Origin of the sequence: Aldersonia kunmingensis (assembly GCF_001646865.1) — a bacterium.
Classification (GTDB): Bacteria; Actinomycetota; Actinomycetes; order Mycobacteriales; family Mycobacteriaceae; genus Aldersonia; species Aldersonia kunmingensis.
Genome location: NZ_LRRB01000219.1, coordinates 1 through 2,296 on the forward strand (window position 1 = coordinate 1; position 2,296 = coordinate 2,296).

The window sequence follows — 2,296 nt, forward strand, 5'->3', positions numbered from 1 at the left end:
GGTTACCGCGCTCGCCGCCGGCGTCATGTGCATCATCTTCGGTCTGTTCGCCCGCTACCCGTTCGCGCTCGCGACCGGCCTCGGCATCAACACCCTGCTCGCGGTGACCATTGCTCCGCAGGTGACCTGGCCGGAGGCCATGGGACTGGTCGTCATCGACGGCATCGTGATCGTCATTCTCGCCGTGACCGGCCTGCGGACCGCCGTTTTCAATGCGGTGCCACGAGAACTCAAGGCCGCGATTGTCGCCGGTATCGGAATGTTCATCGCGTTCATCGGCATGGTCGATGCCGGGTTCGTCCGGCGCGTGCCCGACGCCGCAAACACGACGGTTCCGGTGGGACTGGGCATCGACGGCTCGATCGCTTCCTGGCCCACCGCGATTTTCGTCTTCGGTGTCGTGCTGATGAGCATCCTTGTGGCGCGAAATGTCCGCGGCGGCTTGCTGATCGGCATCGTGACAACCACTGTTCTTGCGATCATCGTCGAGGCCATTGCCGACGTCGGCCCGTCGAACGACGTGGGTCCGACCGGCTGGAACCTCAATGTGCCCACCACGCCGGACACATTGGTGCAGAAGCCGGACCTCGCGCTTGTCGGCAACTTCAGCCTGTTCGGCGGGTTCGAGCGGATCGGCGTGCTCGCCGCGAGCCTGCTCGTGTTCACGCTCGTGCTGGCGAACTTCTTCGACGCGATGGGCACGCTGACCGGGTTGGGCCGGGAGGCGGGCCTGATGGACAAGGACGGCAACCTGCCGAAGGTCGGTAAGGCGCTTGTCGCAGAGGGCACCGGCGCGATCGTCGGCGGCGCGGTGTCGTCCTCGTCGAACACCGTGTTCGTGGAGTCCGCCGCCGGCATCGCCGAAGGCGCCCGGACCGGACTCGCCAATATCGTCGCCGGCGTCCTGTTCCTTGCCGCGATGTTCCTCACACCACTGTATGAAGTGGTGCCCATCGAGGCGGCAGCGCCCGCGCTGGTTGTCGTCGGCGCGATGATGATTGGACAGGTCCGCGAGATCGAGTTCTCCGACTTCCGAATCGCGCTGCCGGCGTTCCTGACCATCGTGGTCATGCCGTTCACGTTCTCCATCGCCAACGGCATCGGCGTCGGATTCGTGACGTGGGTGCTCATCGCGGCGTTCACCGGACGGGCCCGGTCGACGCATCCGTTGATGTGGGTTGTGGCCATACTTTTCGCGGTGTATTTCGCGATCGACCCGATCACCAACGCCATTACCTGAAAGGTTGCCCTTGCTTACCGTATTGTGAGCGTCTGTGACATCGGCAACGGATATTCAGGCGCTGGCGAGCGATCTGTCGTTGGCGATCGTCCGCCTGACAAGACATCTCCGCGGGCGACGGCTGGACGCGACAGTGTCGCTCACTCAGCTGTCCGCACTGGCGACGCTGTCCCGCCAGGGACCGATCACGCCGGGCGCACTCGCCGCCAAGGAACGGGTCCAACCGCCTTCGATGACGCGGGTGATCGCATCGCTCGCCGATATCGGCCTGGTGGAGCGGCATCCGCATCCTACGGACGGTCGGCAGGTCATCGTTTCACTGTCCGAGGCGGGCCGAGTGCTGATCGCCAACGAGGCGACCGCACGCAAAGCCTGGATGACCGAGCGCCTCGCGACGCTCGACCCCGACCAGCTCGAAACTCTGCGCAAGGCCATCGGCATTTTCTCCGAGATCGTCGACGAGCAAGAATCCTGACGATTTAGACCCAAGTTCGTTAGCTTGGCTTAGGGCATCATGGAGTTGTGGTGTCTTCCGATTCGTCGATGTTCCGTGCCCTGCGCGCACGCAACTACCGACTGTGGGCATCGGGGCAAATTGTCTCGCTGATCGGCACCTGGATGCAGCGGGTCGCGCAGGACTGGCTCGTGCTGACCCTGTCCGGCGGCAACGCTCTCGCGGTCGGCATCGTCATGGCCCTGCAGTTCGGGCCCACGCTGTTCCTGTCGGTCTGGGGCGGCGTGCTCGCCGATCGCTACGACAAGCGGCGCATCCTCATCGGCACCCAAATCGCCATGGCCGCTTGTGCGCTCGCCCTCGCCACCCTCGATCTGGGCGGCGTAGTGGCGCTCTGGCACGTGTATCTGATCGCGTTCATCATGGGCTGCGCGTCGGCGATCGACGCACCGGTGCGCCAGTCGTTCACCATCGAGATGGTCGGCCCTGACCTGCTGTCCAACGCCATCGGGCTCAACTCGATGACCTTCAACCTCGCGCGCATCATCGGCCCGGCGATCTCCGGCTTGCTGATCACGCTCGTTGGCACCGGCTGGGTGTTC

Annotated in this window: 3 protein-coding genes; all 3 read left to right on the forward strand. The window is 64.6% G+C overall.

The window, feature by feature from the left end:
- On the forward strand, positions 1–1,240 hold a 1,240-nt coding region (locus tag A8G08_RS16965), incomplete at its 5' end, for an NCS2 family permease (protein WP_068276536.1).
- A 34-nt stretch (positions 1,241–1,274) separates the two neighbouring features.
- Positions 1,275–1,715, forward strand: a complete 441-nt coding sequence (locus A8G08_RS16970; protein WP_068276539.1) for an Rv0880 family HTH-type transcriptional regulator — start codon at positions 1,275–1,277, stop codon at positions 1,713–1,715.
- A 68-nt stretch (positions 1,716–1,783) separates the two neighbouring features.
- The coding region (locus A8G08_RS16975; protein ID WP_157108625.1) for an MFS transporter at positions 1,784–2,296 on the forward strand (513 nt) is incomplete at its 3' end.